15 protein-coding genes and 1 pseudogene are annotated in these 17,101 nt (G+C 74.7%); 8 read left to right on the plus strand and 8 right to left on the minus strand.

Annotated elements, in window-relative coordinates; genetic code table 11:
• Positions 1–9: 9 nt before the first annotated feature.
• On the minus strand, positions 10–969 hold the full coding sequence (locus SSNG_RS04070; protein WP_007262528.1) for a serine/threonine-protein kinase: 960 nt from the start codon (positions 967–969) through the stop codon (positions 10–12).
• 653 nt (positions 970–1,622) lie between these two features.
• A complete protein-coding gene (locus tag SSNG_RS04075; RefSeq protein ID WP_007262530.1) occupies positions 1,623–3,983 on the minus strand; it encodes an FHA domain-containing protein in 2,361 nt (786 codons plus the stop codon).
• Between the two features lie 160 nt (positions 3,984–4,143).
• Here SSNG_RS04075 and SSNG_RS04080 point away from each other — a divergent pair, with 160 nt between their 5' ends.
• The 6 genes from SSNG_RS04080 to SSNG_RS43465 all read left to right on the plus strand — a co-directional run bounded on the left by SSNG_RS04080 (position 4,144) and on the right by SSNG_RS43465 (position 9,426).
• Positions 4,144–5,193, plus strand: a complete 1,050-nt coding sequence (locus SSNG_RS04080) for a cation diffusion facilitator family transporter (protein WP_007262531.1) — start codon at positions 4,144–4,146, stop codon at positions 5,191–5,193.
• A gap of 72 nt (positions 5,194–5,265) precedes the next feature.
• Positions 5,266–5,748, plus strand: a complete 483-nt coding sequence (locus SSNG_RS04085) for an NUDIX domain-containing protein (protein WP_007262532.1) — start codon at positions 5,266–5,268, stop codon at positions 5,746–5,748.
• Between the two features lie 48 nt (positions 5,749–5,796).
• The gene (locus SSNG_RS04090; protein WP_042800506.1) at positions 5,797–7,053 is read left to right on the plus strand and encodes a Tm-1-like ATP-binding domain-containing protein; all 1,257 of its coding nucleotides are present in this window, start codon (positions 5,797–5,799) and stop codon (positions 7,051–7,053) included.
• 126 nt (positions 7,054–7,179) lie between these two features.
• Positions 7,180–8,571 (plus strand): serine/threonine-protein kinase, encoded by a 1,392-nt coding sequence (locus SSNG_RS04095; RefSeq protein ID WP_007262534.1) that lies wholly within the window; start codon positions 7,180–7,182, stop codon positions 8,569–8,571.
• Positions 8,568–8,813 (plus strand): hypothetical protein, encoded by a 246-nt coding sequence (locus SSNG_RS43460; RefSeq protein WP_241695288.1) that lies wholly within the window; start codon positions 8,568–8,570, stop codon positions 8,811–8,813. Before SSNG_RS04095 ends, SSNG_RS43460 begins: the two co-directional genes overlap by 4 nt.
• Before the next feature lie 250 nt (positions 8,814–9,063).
• Positions 9,064–9,426, plus strand: coding sequence for a hypothetical protein (locus SSNG_RS43465; RefSeq protein ID WP_050779544.1), 363 nt, complete (start codon positions 9,064–9,066; stop codon positions 9,424–9,426).
• On the opposite strand, the gene SSNG_RS04105 is transcribed toward SSNG_RS43465, so the two are convergent.
• On the minus strand, positions 9,404–9,730 hold the full coding sequence (locus tag SSNG_RS04105) for a DUF6191 domain-containing protein (RefSeq protein WP_042800507.1): 327 nt from the start codon (positions 9,728–9,730) through the stop codon (positions 9,404–9,406). The genes SSNG_RS43465 and SSNG_RS04105 overlap by 23 nt on opposite strands.
• Positions 9,731–10,302: 572 nt before the next feature.
• Positions 10,303–11,592 (minus strand): bifunctional GNAT family N-acetyltransferase/ATP-binding protein, encoded by a 1,290-nt coding sequence (locus tag SSNG_RS04110; protein WP_007262538.1) that lies wholly within the window; start codon positions 11,590–11,592, stop codon positions 10,303–10,305.
• A 274-nt stretch (positions 11,593–11,866) separates the two neighbouring features.
• Here SSNG_RS04110 and SSNG_RS04115 point away from each other — a divergent pair, with 274 nt between their 5' ends.
• Entirely contained in the window at positions 11,867–12,649 is a 783-nt protein-coding gene (locus SSNG_RS04115; protein WP_007262539.1) for a trypsin-like serine protease, read from the plus strand.
• Between the two features lie 44 nt (positions 12,650–12,693).
• On the opposite strand, the gene SSNG_RS04120 is transcribed toward SSNG_RS04115, so the two are convergent.
• The 4 genes from SSNG_RS04120 to SSNG_RS04135 all read right to left on the minus strand — a co-directional run bounded on the left by SSNG_RS04120 (position 12,694) and on the right by SSNG_RS04135 (position 16,654).
• Positions 12,694–13,167, minus strand: a complete 474-nt coding sequence (locus tag SSNG_RS04120; RefSeq protein WP_007262540.1) for an NUDIX domain-containing protein — start codon at positions 13,165–13,167, stop codon at positions 12,694–12,696.
• A 37-nt stretch (positions 13,168–13,204) separates the two neighbouring features.
• The gene (gene lnt / locus SSNG_RS04125; RefSeq protein ID WP_007262541.1) at positions 13,205–14,842 is read right to left on the minus strand and encodes an apolipoprotein N-acyltransferase; all 1,638 of its coding nucleotides are present in this window, start codon (positions 14,840–14,842) and stop codon (positions 13,205–13,207) included.
• A 53-nt stretch (positions 14,843–14,895) separates the two neighbouring features.
• Complete coding sequence (locus SSNG_RS04130; RefSeq protein ID WP_042802913.1) at positions 14,896–15,411, minus strand: hypothetical protein; 516 nt, start codon at positions 15,409–15,411, stop codon at positions 14,896–14,898.
• A gap of 121 nt (positions 15,412–15,532) precedes the next feature.
• Positions 15,533–16,654, minus strand: a complete 1,122-nt coding sequence (locus tag SSNG_RS04135; RefSeq protein ID WP_007262544.1) for an NAD(P)/FAD-dependent oxidoreductase — start codon at positions 16,652–16,654, stop codon at positions 15,533–15,535.
• 102 nt (positions 16,655–16,756) lie between these two features.
• On the opposite strand from SSNG_RS04135, the pseudogene SSNG_RS04140 reads away from it, so the two are divergent.
• Positions 16,757–17,101, plus strand: a pseudogene (locus SSNG_RS04140) (TetR family transcriptional regulator); the annotation flags it as partial.

Below are 17,101 nucleotides of genomic sequence, written 5' to 3' on the forward strand. Positions count from 1 at the left end.
CAACACCCCCTAGCGTCCCCGGAACACCGGGAGCGCCCACCGCGGCGGCGGGGGCGGCGGGCCCTGCTCCGCCCGTTCCCGGGGTTCGCGGGGCGCCCCGGTGGCGGCCCGGCGCAGCGCGGCGGTGAACTCCAGGCAGCTGCCCCACCGTTCCCGGGGCTGCTTCGCGAGGGCCTTGGCCAGCGCCTCGTCCACGGCCGCCGGGAGTTCCGGGCGGCGTTCGCTCGGCGCGGGCGGGGGGTCGTACTGGTGGGCCCAGAGGAGGGCCATGTCGTCCTCGCGCCGGAAGGGCGGGCCGCCGGTGAGCATCTCGTGGACCACGCAGCCGAGGCTGTAGACGTCGCAGCGCCCGTCGACCGGCTTCCCGGCGATCTGCTCGGGCGCGACGTAGTCGAGGGTCCCGACGAACTGTCCGACGCTGGTGAACCCGGTGAGCGAGAGGGACTTCTTCGTCAGGCCGAAGTCGGTGAGGTAGACGTGCTCGGGGTGCTCGCTGTCGGTGCCCTCGGCGACGAGGATGTTGCCGGGCTTGACGTCCCGGTGGACGAGGTCGTGGGCGTGGGCGGCGTCGAGTGCGGAGGCGACCTGGGCCGCGATCCGGGCGGCCGTCTCCAGGGGCAGCGGGCCGGTGCGGTCGAGCAGGGCCCGCAGGTCCTGGCCGGCGACGTAGCGCATGGCGATGTAGAGGATGCCGTCCGTCTCGCCGGCCTCGAAGACGGGGACGATGTGGGGGTGGTCGAGGGCGGCGGCGACCTTGGACTCGTGGGTGAAGCGCTGCCGGAAGGTGTCGTTGCGGGCGAGCTGGGGGGCCAGCAGCTTCAGGGCGACGGTCCGGTCCAGGCGCAGGTCGCGGGCGCGGTAGACGACGGCCATCCCGCCGCGCCCGATCTCGTCCTCGACGAGGTAGCCGGCGAACCGCGTGCCGGTCGGTTCCGGGGTCCGGCCGGCGGGTGGTCCGGGGTCCGTCATGGGCTCCCTCTCCCCGTCGGGGCGGTCGGCGACGCGCGTGGGATCGTGCGGTGTCTCCGGTACGCCGGCCCGTGCGCCGGTGTCCGCCTCGCCGGGCTCCTGGCTCGGGGCTCGGGCTCCGGCTCCGGCTCCGGCTCGGGCGGGGGCTCCCGGTTCCGAGACGACCGCGTAGGTGGTCGGGCGGCCGCCGTCGGCGTACAGCCACCGTCCCTCCGCCTCCTCGTACAGCCACACGGACTCACCGTCGATGACGATCCCGCGCGCAAGGCCCCGTACGGCCTGCCCGGAAAGCCGTCGCCGGCGGCGCCGGGGACGGTCTCGCGCAGGGCCCGGCGGTAGCGGTCGAGGGTGTCGGCCGTCCGGGTGAGGAGCGGTTCGGGGTCCTCGGTGCGTTCGAGGGGCCGGCCGGTGGTCGGCGGGGGCTGGGGCACCGCGACGAGGAGGCGTCCGTCGACCCAGGCGGACCAGCCGTTGGCGCACAGGATCTCCCCCCATTCGCCGCGCCGGGACAGCAGCCGGACGGGGAGGAAGGGGTCGAGGGCGGCGGTGGGCCGGGAGACGTCGGGGGCCTCCCAGGCGGGCAGCCCGTCCTGGGGGACCACGTGGGTGGGGCGGAAGGCCGCGGGTTCCGGGGAGTCGGTCATCGCCGGGGCCTACTTCCGCATCACGGCCGGCTCGTGGCGGCGCAGCAGCCGGGCGACGAGCACCGTGAAGAGCACGGAGAGGGCGGCGAGCATGCCGACGTCCAGCAGCCAGACCCCGGCGGAGTGGGCGAAGAGGGGGTCGTCGGTGAGGGTGCCGGGGACGGTCCGGCCGAGGTCGATGGTTCCGGCCATGGCGCCGAGCGCCCAGCGAGAGGGCACGAGCCAGGCCAGCTGCCCGATGACGGGTACGCCGTCGAGCTGGAGCAGCGCCCCGCAGAAGACCACCTGCACGATGGCGAGGAGGACCAGCAGGGGCATGGTGACCTCCTCCTTCCTGACCAGGGCGGAGACCAGCAGGCCGAGCGTCATGGCGGTGAAGGACAGCAGGGCGACGGCCAGGGTGATCTCGGCGAGGCGGGGCAGGAAGACCCCGGTGGAGCCCGGTGGTCCGAGCCGCACCCCGAACAGGCCGACGAGGGTGAGGACGACGGCCTGGGCGACGGTGATCGCGCCGAGGACCGCCACCTTGGACATCAGGTAGGCGCCCCTGGACAGGCCGACGGCGCGTTCGCGCTGGTAGATGACCCGTTCCTTGACGAGTTCGCGGACCGCGTTGGCGGCTCCGGTCAGTACGCCGCCGACGCACAGGATGAGCAGGGCGTTGATCGCGGTCTCCTGGGTGAGGGCGCTGCCGGCCAGGGCGCGGGTCATGGCGCCCATCACGAACGGCAGCGCGACCATGATGACGAGGAAGGTGCGGTCGGCGCCGAGGGCGGTGGCGTAGCGGCGGATCAGGGTGGAGAGCTGGGCGCGCCGGCTCTGCGGCTGGGGCGGCGGCTCGGCGAAGTCGGCCGGTCCGGGGGGCGCGGCGTCGGGGGTGCGGGGGCGGCGGCCGGGGCCGGCCACGTACGTACGGTGCTGCGGTGAGGCCTGGTACTGGCCGGCCCAGTCGCGGTCGCGCTGGTTCTCGAAGGCCTCGAAGGCCTCGGGCCACTGGTCGAAGCCGAAGAAGCCGAGGGTCTGCTCGGGCGGCCCGTACCAGGCGACGCGGCCGCCGGGGGCGAGGACGAGGAGCCGGTCGCAGACGTCGAGGCTGAGGACGCTGTGGGTGACGACGATGACGGTGCGGCCGTCGTCGGCGAGGCTGCGCAGCATGTGCATGACGGAGCGGTCCATGCCGGGGTCGAGGCCGGAGGTGGGTTCGTCGAGGAACAGCAGGGAGGGCTTGGTCAGCAGTTCCAGGGCGACGGAGACGCGTTTGCGCTGGCCGCCGGAGAGGCTGTGGATGGGCTGGTCGGCGCGTTGTTCGAGGCCGAGTTCGCCGATGACCTCGTCGACCCGGGCGAGGCGTTCGGCCTTGCCGGTGTCCTGGGGGAAGCGGAGTTCGGCGGCGTAGGCGAGGGCGCGGCGGACGGTGAGCTGGGCGTGCAGGATGTCGTCCTGGGGGACGAGTCCGATGCGGGAGCGCAGTTCGGCGTAGTCGCGGTAGAGGTCGCGGCCGTCGTAGAGGACGGTGCCGTGGTCGGCGGGGCGCAGTCCGGTGAGGGCGCCGAGGAGGGTGGACTTGCCGGCGCCGCTGGGGCCGACGACGGCGAGCAGGCATCGGGAGGCGACGGGGAAGGAGACGTGGTCGAGGAGGGTCTTGCGGCCGTGGTCGACGGCGACGGCGAGGTCCTGGACGTCGAGGGAGACCTCGCCGGTGTCGGTGTACTCCTGGAGCTGGTCGCCGACGAGGCAGAAGGCGCTGTGGCCGATGCCGATGATGTCGCCGTCGGTGACGGGGGCGACGTCGACGGGGGTGCCGTTGAGGTAGGTGCCGTTGTGGCTGCCGAGGTCGGCGATCTCGTGGCCGCCGTTGGGGAGGGCGCGCAGTTCGGCGTGCCTGCGGGAGACGACGAGGTCGTCGATGACGAGGTCGTTGCCGGGGTCCCGGCCGATGCGGACGCCGGTCCGGGCGGGCAGCGGCCGGATGCTGGTGGGGCTGCGGAAGGTTCCGGTCAGGGCCGGGTCGGCGACCCGGGAGGGGCGGGAGGCGGCGGCGCGGGGCGGCGTACGGCTGCTGAGGAGGGCGCGCGGGCCGTCCTGGGCGCTGCCGAAGCGCAGTTCGCTGCCGGGTCCGACGGCCCATTCGTGGACGCGGTGGCCGTCGGCCCAGGTGCCGTTGGTGCTGCCCTCGTCCTCCAGGGTCCAGTGGTCGCCCTCGGGGCGCAGGACGGCGTGGTGCCAGGAGACGCGGTCGTCGTCGAGGCAGATCTCGCAGAGGGGGTCGCGGCCGACGCGGTAGCTCCGGCCCGGGCTCATCTCGGTGGAGCCCCTGGCGGTTTCCAGGACGAGTTCGGGCGCGGTCGCCGCACCGGGCCGCTGGACCATGGACAGATTTTCCCACGAACCGCCGCAACCGGCAGGAGGGACATCGCCGCAGGTCAGAGGGTTCTTATGGGGAATGACAACGGTCCCCGTTGCAGCCTTTGCCGATCTCGGCGCGGTGCGCTTCACTTCACGCGTCGGAACCGAACAAACGGGGGAAGCGATGAGCCGGCACGACCACGCGCACGAGCACACCGGGGCGGACCACGCCGGGCACGGGCACGACGGGCACGGCCACGGTCCGGGCGGGCACAGCCACGGCGTGGACCCGGACGCCGACCGCCGCTGGCTGGCGATCGCGCTCGCCCTGATCGGCGGTTTCATGGCCGTCGAGGTGGTCATCGGCGTGATGGCCCATTCGCTGGCCCTGATCTCCGACGCCGCGCACATGCTGACGGACGCCGTGTCGATCGTCCTCGCGCTGATCGCGATGCGGCTGGCTGCGCGTCCGGCGCGGGGCGGGTTCACGTACGGCCTCAAGCGGGCGGAGATACTCTCCGCGCAGGCGAACGGGCTGACGCTGCTGCTGCTCGCGGTGTGGCTGGCGTACGAGGCGGTGCGCAGGCTGCTGGATCCGCCGCCGGTGGAGGGCGGCCTGGTGCTGGTGACGGCGCTGGCCGGGATCGTGGTGAACGTGGCGGCGGCCTGGTGCATCTCGCGGGCCAACCGGTCCTCGCTGGCCGTGGAGGGTGCCTACCAGCACATCCTGAACGACCTGTTCGCGTTCATCGGGACGGCGGTGTCCGGTCTGATCGTGCTCACGACCGGTTTCGTGCAGGCCGACGCGATCGCCACGCTGGTGGTGGTGGCGCTGATGGTGAAGGCGGGCTACGGGCTGGTCCGGGAGTCGGGGCGGATCTTCCTGGAGGCCGCGCCGGCGCACGTGGACCCGGACGCGGTCGGCGACCGCCTCGTCGCCCACGTGCCGGTGACCGAGGTCCACGACCTGCACATCTGGACGATCACCTCGGGGCAGGCGGCCCTGTCCGCGCACGTGCTGGTGGAGCCGGACGGCGACTGCCACGCGGTGCGGCGGGAGCTGGAGCTGCTGCTGGCGAAGGAGTACGGGATCACGCACACCACCCTCCAGGTGGACCACGTCCAGGACGCCCTGCTGTCGGTGGGCCGGCCGGGCGAGGACCCGGAGGGTGCGGACCCGCACTGCGCGGACGCCCACGGTCCGGTGCACCGCGAGGGCCCGCACGCGCACTGACGCGCGCACCGGCGCACGTCCGCCGACGGCCCGATCACTGAGCGGGGCTCCGGCGGGGCATGTATGGCCTCCGTGACGGATGCGAAGAGGTACAGGCAGAGCGCCGGCCTCCTGTTGTTCCGCCGGACGGCGGAGCAGGGGGTGGAGGTGCTGCTCGGCCACATGGGCGGTCCGCTGTGGGCCGGGCGGGACGCCGGGGGCTGGGCGATCCCGAAGGGCGAGTACGGGCCGGACGAGACGCCCCGGGACGCGGCCCGCCGGGAGTTCACCGAGGAGCTGGGGGTGCCCCCGCCGGAGGGGGACTACCTGCCGCTGGGGGACGTCCGGCTGAGCAGCGGAAAGCTCGTGACCATCTGGGCGGTGGAGGCGGACCTCGACCCGGCGCTGACGGTGCCGGGCACCTTCACGATGGAGTGGCCCCCGCACTCGGGGGTCGAGCGGGAGTTCCCCGAGCTGGACCGGGTGTCCTGGTTCACTCCCCCGATCGCACGAAACAAGCTGATTGTCAGTCAAATTCCGTTCCTGGAGCGCCTGCTGGTGCTATTGGCGGATTGACCTGACCTTTACTTGCCAACAAACCCCACCTGCATGGACATTGCACATATGACGAACGTCGTGCTGGTGGGAACCCTGGACACCAAGGGTGTCGAGTACGGCTGGCTGCGCGAGAGGCTGCTGCGCGCCGGCGTCGAAGTGGTGCTGGTGGACACGGGGATCATGGGAGAACCCCGGGTGCCCGCCGACGTGCCGCGCGAAGCGGTGGCGCGGGCGGCGGGCACGGAACTGTCGGAACTGCGCGCGGCCGCCGACCGGGGCGCGGCCGTGACCACGATGGCCCGGGGCGCCGAAGCGACCCTGTTACGCCTGCACGCCGAAGGCCGGCTGCACGGCGTCCTCGCGATCGGGGGCAGCGGCGGCACCTCCATCGCGACCCGGGCGATGCGGGCCCTGCCGCTGGGCGTGCCCAAGGTGATGGTCTCCTCGATGGCGTCCGGGGACGTGTCCCCGTACGTGGGCTCGGCGGACATCACGATGATGTACAGCGTGGTGGACATCGCCGGGATCAACAGCGTCTCGGCCCCGGTGCTGGCCAACGCCGCGGAGGCCGCCGCCGGGATGGCGAAGGGCTTCGCCCGCGCCGCGCTGGACCGCAGCCGGCCGGCCCGCCTGGGCTCGGGCTCGCGGCCGCTGGTGGCGGCGAGCATGGCGGGGGTGACCACGATCGGCGTGGACGCGGCCCGTGAGCGGCTGGAGGAGCTGGGGTACGAGGTCCTGGTCTTCCACGTCAGCGGCGCGGGCGGCCGCACCCTGGAGACCCTCGCCGGGCAGGGGGTGTTCGCGGGGGTGCTGGACCTGACCCTGAGCGAACTCGCCGACGACCTGTGCGGGGGCATCCTCACCGCCGGCCCCGACCGGCTCACCGCGGCCGGGCGGGCCGGGGTTCCGCAGGTGGTGAGCCTGGGGGCGCTGGACATGGTGAAGTTCGGGCCGCTGGAGACCCTGCCCGAACGGGCCCGCTACCGCCGGGTCCGCGTCCACAACCCCTCGATCACGGTGATCCGTACGACCGAGTCGGAGTGCGCGGAGCTGGGCCGGCGGGTCGCCGCGAAGCTGCGCGCCGCGACCGGGCCGACGGCGGTCTGCGTCCCGCTGCGCGGACTGTCCACGCTCGGCGCGCCGGGCGGCCCGTACCACGACCCCGGTGCGGACCTGGCGCTGTTCTCGGCGCTGCGCGAGGGGCTGCGGGGCAGTGCGGCCCGGCTCCACGACTACGACACCCACATCAACGACCCGTCGTTCGGGCGGGCGGCGGCCGACCGGCTGCACACGATGATCGGGGCGGTGTCGGCGGCGGCCTGACCGGCACCCGGGACACGCGCCGGATTGGGAACCGGCCGTGGCGGAAAAGTGTCCCAGCAGGTGGCCGGTCGGGGGACGACCGGCCGGCCGCCCGCGGGCGGCCGGTGACGCCACGGACGGGGGCGCATGATGGGCAACGGCTGGACGGTACCCGGTTACACCGAGGTCCGTGAGCTCGGCGCGGGCGGCAGCGGCCGGGTCGTACTCGCGCTCCACGACGCCACCGGCACGGCCGTCGCGGTGAAGTACCTCAGCGACCGGATGCGCGAGGACCCCGCCTTCGTCCGGGAGTTCCGGGCCGAGGCCCGGCTGCTGGGCGGGCTCGTGTCGCCGTACGTGGTGGGCCTGTACGAGTACGTGGAGGCGCCGGCCGGCGCGGCGATCGTGATGGAGCTGGTCGACGGGATCTCCCTGCGCGCCGTGCTGCGGGAGACCGGCCGGGCGGACGCCGAGGCCGCGCTGGTGGTGCTGAAGGGCTCCCTGCTCGGACTGGCCGCGGCCCACCGGGCGGGGGTCGTGCACCGCGACTACAAGCCGGAGAACGTGCTGGTCGCGCCCGACGGCTCCTCCAAGCTGGTGGACTTCGGGATCGCGGCGGGCCGCGGCACCACCCCCGGGGTGGCGGGCACGCCCGCGTACATGGCGCCCGAACAGTGGCAGGGGCAGCCCGCCTCGCCGACGGCCGACGTGTACGCGGCGACCGCGACCTTCTTCGAGTTCCTGACCGGCCGCAAACCGTACGACGGGGCGAGCTTCGCCGAGCTCGCCGTCCAGCACATCGAGGCCCCGGTACCCGAGACCGAGGCTCCCGAGCCGGTGCGCCCCCTCATCCGGCGGGGTCTGGCCAAGCGGCCGGAGCAGCGCCCGGAGAACGCCGAGGCGTTCGTGGCGGAGCTGGAAGCGGTGGCGGTGGCCGCGTACGGGCCCCAGTGGGAGGAGCGCGGGCAGCGCAAGCTCGCCGCGCTGGCGGCCCTGCTGCCACTGCTGTTCCCGTCGGCGGCCGGCGCGGCGGCGGGCACCACGGCGGTGGCCACCACCTCGGTGGGCGGCGGCTCGGGCTGGGCGCCGGGGCGCGGCGGCTGGCTGGCGACGGGCCTGGCGCTGGTACTGGGAGCGGTGCTGGTGCTCACGACGGACGCGGGCGCCGGCACCCCGCCGGGGGCCTCCGCGCTCAGCGACCTCGCGACGACGACCCCGGCCACGCCGGGGCCGGCCACGCCCCGCGCCCGGGGCCGTCCGCCTCGCACTCGGCGTCCGCCTCGCCGAGCCCCTCGCCGTCGTCCTCGCCGAGCCCCTCGCACTCCCCGACGCCCACGCACTCCCCCTCCCCGAGCTGGAGCCCGTCGCCGAGCCCGACGCCGACGCCGACGCCGACGCCGACGGTCAGCCACTCGCCGACACCGACTCCGTCGCCGACGCTGCGGGTGGACAAGCTCAGCGTCAGGCTCCAGCCCGGCGTCTACCGCGGGCAGGCGGAGGTCTCGCTGGCGGCCCAGGGCAGCGGGCCCGTCACCGTGACCTTGCAGTGGTTCCTCGGTGAGACGCAGGGGGCGTACTCCGTGCCCGACGGCACCGACACCGTCGTCGTCCAGGCCGGCTCCCTCGCCTCCGTGGTCCAGGCGCACACCTTCAGCCGGGGCCACGGCTGCTACGGCGGGGTCCGGGTCACCACCAAGCCGGCCGCGTCGAACGGCTCGGCCTCCACCTCCGAACTGCTCGCCCGCTGCCAGATCCAGGAACCCCAGGAGGTCCCGCGATGACCGGCCCGCGCGTCCCCCAGGACCCCGCCGACGACGAGTACAGCGCCACCGTGCTCGGCAGCCACTGGTTCAGCGGCCCGCCGCCCCCGGCGGACGCCGCGCCCGACCGGGTCGAGGGTTCCGTGCTGCGGTTCGGGCCGGGGGTGACGGCGGCCATGGCGCCGCCGTTCCCCGTGGTGGCCGCCGCTCCGCCCGGGCCGCGCCGGCCGCGCGGCGCGGCGGGGGCTGGCGGCGGTACACCCTGGCGGCCGTGGTGCTGGCGGCGGTGCTCGGCTACCTGGCCTGGCAGCGGTTCGGGCCGGCCGTCGAGGTGCGGGAGGTGGCGGTCTCCACTGACCCGGGGGGTCCCGGGTGCGGGGCGGCCGCCGATGTGGTGGCCGTCGTACGCACCAACGGGCGCCCCGGAACCCTCACCTACCGCTGGGTCCGCAGCGACGGCACCCGGTCGGAGGAGCTGACGGAGCGGGTGCCGGCCGGGCGGAAGGAGGCCACGCTGCACCTGCTGTGGACCTTCCAGGGCACGGGCAGCTACCCGGCGCGGGCCGAACTCCAGCTGATCTCGCCGGTCGAGCGGACGGCGGCGGCCGAGTTCACCTACCGGTGCCCCCGGTAGCGGGGAGCCTGATCACGGCACGTCCGCCGTCGAGGTCGACGCGGGAGTGCGGAGGGGCGCCGTCCTCCTCGTCGTCGCGCATCAGGAGGGCGCTCTGGCGTTCCTTCAGCTCGTTCTGCTTGCCCGGCGAGAAGCCGGCGTGCAGCTGCTCGAAGCCGGTGGCGGAGATCTGCCCCTGGCGGCCGTTCCACCGCCAGGGCAGCAGACCGGCGCGGCCGGCGCGCACGAGCGCGAAGTCCAGGAAGGCCGTCGCGGTGAGCAGCAGCGCCAGTCCCGGCAGGGTCATGAAGAGGACGAAGCCCATGGCCCGACCGTAGCCCACCGGGGCGTTCGGCCCTAGGGGGTGTCCGCAAAGTGGCGCCGTCCGCCCGGAGGGCGGGCCCCGCGGCGTCCGGTGCGTGCTCTCGGCGTGCCGGGCGGAAGCCCGCGTACTGGACGTACTTGGGCTTTCGTCCGGTGCGGCGAGAGCGCGTGCCGGGCGTCGCGGGGCAGGCGAGACTTTGCGGACACCCCCTAAGGGGCGGGGACCCGGGGCCGTACTTCCGGCCGGGGCGGGTGTGGCCCGTCCGGCCGAAGCCGCGGCACGGGCCGCACTGGTTGACTCGGGAACGTAGACGAGGGCGTGCAGGACGCCCCTCAGGCACCCCTGCGTGCCGCGTTCCAGCATGCGACACCCCAACGGAACGCGGCCGTCCCGCACGGATGCCGAGTCCGCGCGGGAGGCCCGCGGCCGCTTTGGGGAGCGGCCGCGGGCCGTTTCGCGTTCCCGTCCCCCGCCGCAACCGGGGGACGGTGTCCGTGGGGAGCGGCCGGCGGGACGGCGCCGGTCGGCTCCCGGTCCGGACGGTGTCCCGTCCGGAGGTCTCGTGCTCGCGGTCAGAACCGCGCGTGGGCGGTGATGTCGGCCTGGAACTCGCCGGTCATCGCGGGGGTGACCGTCGGCCTGCACTGCGCCACGGCCGCCAGGTAGTCCTCCGTGGTGGCGCCGAGCTGCGCGGCCGACGCGCCGCGCGCGCCGACCGCCTCCAGGTCCCGTTCGAAGGACACCTGCGCGGCGATCCGCGCGGCGTGCTCGATGTCGGCCGGGGTGAACAGCTCGGTCGCCGCCACCAGCGCCGTCACGTCCACGCCGGTCCGCCCGGCCGTGTAGCGCGACCAGATGGCGGCGCGCGCCCCGGCGTCGGGGGTGCCGATGGGGATCAGGTAGTCGAAGCGGCCGGGCCGCAGGAAGGCCGGGTCGAGGGAGCGGATGGAGTTGGTCGCGCAGACCAGCAGCCGCTCGTCGCCCTCCCGGAAGCCGGGGATCAGCTTGAGCAGCTCGTTCGTCACGCCGTGGATGCCGCCCGGCTGCGCCGGCTCGGTGCGTACGGGTGCGATCTCCTCCACCTCGTCGATGAAGACGAGGACCCGCTCCAGCTCGGCGATCCGGGCGAAGGCGACGCGCAGCGCGGCGGCGAGGTTGCCCTCGTCGGCGAGGCGGGAGGGCAGCAGCTCGACGAAGGGCCAGCCCAGCCGGGAGGCGATGGCGCGGGCGAAGGTGGTCTTGCCGGTGCCGGGCGGCCCGAAGAGGGTGATCGCGCGCGGCGGCCGGACCCCGTGCGCGGCGGCCCGCTCCGGTTCGGCGAGCGGGAGGACCACGCGCCGTTCGATGAGTTCCTTCTCCGTCTCCATGCCGGCGACCTTGGCCCACAGGTCGTTGGGCAGGAAGCGGCCGCCGAGGTCGTCCAGGAGGCCTGCCGCCGGGCCGTGCAGGGGCTCGGTCTTCTCGAAGTAGGCGACGGCGGGCTGGCGGGTGTAGCCGGCGTTGAGCAGGCCCTCGCCGAGCAGGTCCTCCTCGGGCAGGACGTAGGCGATCCGGCCGACGCGGGCGGCGACCAGGCGCCGCTCCAGTTCGACGAGGAGTGCGCTGGCCAGGCCCCGGCCGCGCCAGCCGGAGGCGATCGCGATCCGCATCACCCAGGCCCGCTCGCCGGTGACGCTGGCGAGGGCGGCGCCGATCGGCACGCCCTGGTGGACGGCGACGACGCAGGGCTGCCGGTCGGTCAGCGCGCTGATGCACTCGGCGAGCGAGAAGACGGACTCCTGGCCCAGTTCGGCCGTGGTGTCTATGAGATGGACCACCGCCGCGAGATCGCTCTCGCGGTAGTCGTGGATGAGCCAGTTCACTCGGTACCGCCCCTCGTTCGTGCTCCTGCGGCGAGGCTAGGTGCGGGCGGGCCCGGCGATCACGCACCACGGTGCACAACAGCCGGTCCGGAAGTCCGCCGCGGCGTCCATAGACCGGTGCGTTCCGCCGAAGCGGACCGCCGGGGACGGCCGCACCTTGGGGGTTTCCGACACGTCCACGACACGTCCCCCGTTCGCAGCGGATCCACATTCACAGGGGATTCATACGGAACACCGGGCTCCGGACACAGTTTCGCCGGGGAGGCTCGGACGCATGATCCCCCGCACCCTCCCCCGACCGGCCGGCCGCCCCCGCTCCCGTGCCCGCGCCCGCCGGGCGGGGCGGATCCTGCTCGCGCTGACCTCGATGGCCGCCCTGCTGAGCCTGGACCTCCCCGAGGCGGAGGCGCTGCCGCCGCTCGGCGTGACCGTGCGCGCCGATGCCGACGCCACGGCGGCCCGGGTGGGCGCCCTGTTCGCGGGCGGCACGGACGGCGGGCACTTCTGCACCGCCTCCGTGGTGCGCAGCGCAGGCCGCGACGTGATCGCCACCGCCGCGCACTGCCTGGGCCACCCGGACGGCACGGTCTTCGCCCCGGGCTACCGGGACGGCGAGGCGCCCTACGGGCTGTGGCGGGTGACCGGGGTGTTCACGGCCCCGGCGTGGACCGAGGGGGAGGACCCGGACGCGGACATCGCCTTCGCGACGGTCGCCCCGGCGGACGGCTCGGTGACGGGGAACGTGGAGGACGTGGTCGGCGGCTTCCCGGTGGCCGCCGGGCAGCCGGGGGACGTGACGGTGACCGTCGTCGGCTACCCGAGCACCGAGGAGGCCCCGCTGCGCTGCGCGAACGCGACGAGCCTGTTCTCCGCCACGCAGCGCCGGATCGAGTGCCCCGCCCTCAGCGGCGGCACGAGCGGCAGCCCCTGGCTGGCGGGCGGCGCCCTGACCGGGGTCCTGGGCGGCCACGAGGGCGGCGGCACGGTCCCGGACGTCTCCTACAGCGCGCTCATGGGCACCACGGCCCTGGAGCTGTACCGCCGGGCGGCGGGCTAGGGGGTGTTGCAGAAGGATGAGACTTGGGCATTTTGCAACACCCTTTAGGCGGCTTCGAACCAGGTCGGCTCGTTCGTCAGGGAGCGGCGGATGCGGGCCAGGGCGAAGGGGTCCAGCGGGGGCAGGGCGTCCGGTGCGAACCAGGCCGCCTCCAGCAGTTCTCCGTCGGCGGAGCGGGGCTCGCCGCCGGTGGCGCGGCAGCGGAAGGTGATGTCCTGGAACTGGCAGACGTCGCCGTTCGGGTAGGTGATCGGTTCGAGCATCTGGACGAGGACCACCCGCTCCGGGACGCACCGCACGCCCGTCTCCTCGTACACCTCGCGCACCGCCGTTCCGGCGGGCTGCTCCCCCGGCTCGGCGATCCCGCCGACCAGGGACCACTTCCCGGTGTCGGCCCGGCGCCCGAGGAGCAGCCGGCCCAGGTCGTCGACGACGACGGCGGTGACGCCGGGCAGCAGGAGCAGCCGGTGGCCGGCGCCGCTCTCCCTGATCTCGCGGATGTACTCGGGTGTGGTCATGCCCAGACCCTACGGGGCCCGGTCGCGGCCGCCGTCGTCATGCGGCCCGGCGGGCGCGAACCCGGCGGGTCAGGACCCACCCGAGCCCGCCGGCCGCGACGAGGAGCAGCGCGTGTTCGGGGAGCGGTCCCAGGCGGGTGGCCGGGGTCTGTCCGGAGCGCAGCGGGATCTCGGCGACGAGGGCGTCGGCGGTGAACATCTCGGTCTGCTGGGTGACCTTGCCGTCGGGCTGGATGACGGCGCTGACGCCGCTGGTGACGGGGACGAGGACGGTGCGGCTGTGCTCGACCGCGCGGATCCGGTCCATGGCCAGCTGCTGGTAGGTCATCTGGGTCCGGCCGAAGGTGGCGTTGTTGCTGGGCACCGCGATGACCTGGGCGCCCGCCCGGACGGTGGAGCGGACGGCGTCGTCGAACGCGGCCTCGTAGCAGGTGACCATGCCGACGCCGGTGCCCGCCATGTCGAAGACGCCGGGCTCCTTGCCGGGTCCGAAGTCGCGGCGGACGCGGTCCACGTCGGAGCTGAAGAGCCGGACGAAGGAGCGCATGGGGATGCGCTCGCCGAAGGGCTGGATCTTGCGCTTGTCGTAGGTGTGCGTGGGGCCCTTGACCGGGTCCCAGAGGATCATGGTGTTGCGCAGCGGCCCGGTCTCGGGGGCGAGGACGGAGCCGATCGCGGTGGGCACGCCGACGGCCCTGACGGCGTTGTCGATGACGGCGTGGGCGTCGGGCTGGGTGTACGGGTCGATGTCGGAGGAGTTCTCCGGCCACAGGACGAAGTCCGGCTTGGGGACACGGCCTGCCTTGACGTCCTCGGCGAGCTGGACGGTGCGGTGCGCGTGGTTGTCGAGGACCTGGCGGCGCTGGGCGTTGAAGTCGAAGCCGGCGCGCGGCACGTTGCCCTGGATGACGGCGGCGACGGCCGTGCCGTCCTCGGCGGCGTCGGAGACCAGCGGGCGGGCCGCGAGGCCCGCGCCGACGGGGGCGGCGACGGCGAGCGCGGCGAGGGCGGCGGCGCCGCGCCGGGGGTCGCGGCGGGAGGTGCGCAGGACCTCGTACAGGCCGAAGCCGCACAGGGCGACGCCGAAGGAGAGCAGCGGGGTGCCGCCGACGGCGGCGAGCGGGGTGAAGACGCCGTCGGCCTGCCCGAAGGCGAGCTTGCCCCAGGAGAAGCCGCCGAAGGGGGCCCGGGCGCGCAGGGCCTCGCCCGCGATCCAGACGGCGGCGGCCCACAGGGGCCGTCCGGGCAGCCGGCCGACGAGGGCGATGCCGAGGCAGGTGAGGCCGATGAGGAGGGATTCGAGGGTGACGAGGGCGATCCACGGGACCGGACCGACGCCCTCACTGGTCCACACGAGGAGCGGCAGCAGGAAGCCGAGCCCGAAGAGGAAGCCGAGGCCGAAGCCGGCCCGGGCGCGGCGGCCGCGCAGGCAGCCGGCGAGCAGGGCGAGCGCGAAGGGGGCCAGCCACCACAGGGGGCGGGGCGGGAAGCTGAGGTAGAGCAGCACCCCGGCGGCCGGGGCCAGGGCGGAGCGCACCAGCCAGGCGGCCTTGTGGTCCTCCCGGCGCGGGGAGGCGGCGGCTGCGGCTTCGGCTTCGGACGGGGCGACGGCCGCGGCTGCTCCGGCGGGCTGCGAGGGCTCGCTCTCGGCGGCTCGGGTGACACTGCTGCTCATCTGGCGGAGTGTACGTCCCCGGGCCCCAAGGGCCGGTAAGGAGCCGCTCGACGCTACTGGGCGAGGGCGCGCAGGTGGGTGCGGATGACCCGGACGGCGTTCTCGGCGTCGTCGACGGTGACCGTGAACAGCTTGCCGTCGCCGAGCCGCAGCTCGACGCCCTCGCCGCGCCGGACGATGACGGCGGTGCCCTTCTCGGGGCGCCAGCGGTAGCCCCAGCCGCCCCACTGCTGGGGGGTGATGCGGGGGCGGAACTCGGCGGAGGCGACCTCCGCGAGGCGGATCTTGCGGCGGGGCAGTCCGATGTGGCCGCAGCGTACTTCCAGGGCCTCCGCGTCAACGGTGACCGCGACGTGCACGAAGGCGAGGGTGCCGTAGAGGATGAGCAGCCCGACCGCGAGGCAGCCGATCACGGACATCAGCAGCGGGACGAACCCGGCGGTCCACGAGTTGTCGACGGCCAGCTCCACCCCCAGGGCCAGGCAGGCCGCACCGGCCGCGGCCAGCAGCCACTGCGCGCGGTTGGAAGCCCGGCCCGTCCAGAGGGGGCCCGGTGGGTGACCCGTCATGAGCAGCAGCGTACTCACGTTCCGCATCCGCGCCACCACCTCTGCGCCAGTCGGCGCATCGTCCTGCCCGGTTGGCGCCTGCCCGCGCCCGGCCCGGCGAAACGGTGTCCTGAACGGTGTCCTAGGGGGTGAGGAGGCCGATCAGGGCGTCGCGGAGGGCCGGGCGGCGGGTGGTCACGAAGCGGTGCAGGGTCCTGGAACCGAGGGCCACCCGCTGGGCGCTGCGGCGGCGCTCGGCGTCGTAGGCGCGCAGGGCCGCGGGCAGGCCCGTACGGCCGTGGGCGGCGACGGCGCGGGCGAGGGCCTCGGCGTCGAGGAGGGCGGTGCAGGCGCCCTGGCCGAGGTTGGGGGTCATGGCGTGGGCGGCGTCGCCGACCAGGGCGATGCGGCCGGCGGTGACGAAGGCGGGGAGCGCCGGGTGGAGGTGGCGCATCTCGTACCGGATCCAGGTCGCGGGGTCGGTCTCGGCGAGCAGGCGCGGGACCGGGTCGTGCCAGCCCTCGAAGGCGGCCCGCAGTTCGCCGGCGGTGGTGGCCTCGGGGACGGCGGCGTACCAGTTGGTGCGGCCCGGCTCGACGGGGGTCATCCCGAAGAAGCGGCCGTCGCCCCAGGTCTCCCCGTAGATCCCGGTCTCGAAGCCGGCGATGCCGATCCAGGCGACGGTGCCGACGGCGCGCACCCCGCTGCGGGTGCCGAAGTGGGCGGTGCGGACGACGCTGTTGATGCCGTCGGCGCCGACGACGAGGTCGGCGTCGAGGGTGCGGGGGTCGCTGAGCCGTTGCCCGTACTCGACGTCGACGCCGCCGAGCCGGCCGAGTTCCGCGAGCAGCGCGTCGATCAGGTGGGGCCGGGCGACGAGCAGTTCGGGGCGGCCGGCCTTGCGTTCGACGCGTTCGAGGGGGAGGGCGGCGAGCACCCTGCCGTCCGTGCGCCTGATGTGGGCCCGGCGGTACGGGAGGGCCCGCGCGCGGAGGGCTTCGCCGACGCCGAGGCGGTCCAGGGCCGACTGGGCGGTGGGGTGGATGCCGAAGGCGGTGCCGTAGCTCTCCAGGGCGGCGCGGCCCTCCAGGACGCGTACGGACCAGCCGGCGCGGCGGAGCCCGATGGCGGTGGCGAGCCCGCCGACGCCCGCGCCGACGACGACGGCGGTGCCGTTCTCGTTGTTCTCGCCGCTTCTGCCGTTGTCGCCGTTCTCGCTGTTCTCGCCGTTCCCGCTGTTCTCGCCGTGCCGGTCGTATGCCATGACGTGCCGTGCCCCCTCGATCCGTCGGACGAACAGAACCGCACCACCACCACCCCCGTGGTACCCCATCCGTGGTACCACGGGTGTGGTTATCCTGGCAAGGTGAATCACGACCGGAGGGACCGGCTGCGCGACGCGGCCATCGCGGTGCTGGCCGAGGCGGGCGGGCGCGGGCTCACCCACCGGGCCGTCGACGCCGCCGCCGAGGTGCCGCTGGGCACGGCCAAGAACTACTTCCCGACCCGCGACGCGCTGCTGAGGGCCGTGGCCGAACGCTGTCTGGAGCAGTACCGGGCCGTGGCCGCAGCCCTGGCGGGGGGCGGACCGGGGCCGTCGGACCGGGCGGGCCTGGCGGCGCTGCTGGCGGGGCTGCTGCGGAACGTGGCCGGCCCGGGGCGCCCGCGCGTGCTGGCCTACCTGGAGCTCCAGACCGAAGCCACCCGGCGG

The sequence above is a fragment of the Streptomyces sp. C genome, from assembly GCF_000158895.1.
Lineage (GTDB): Bacteria > Actinomycetota > Actinomycetes > Streptomycetales > Streptomycetaceae > Streptomyces > Streptomyces racemochromogenes.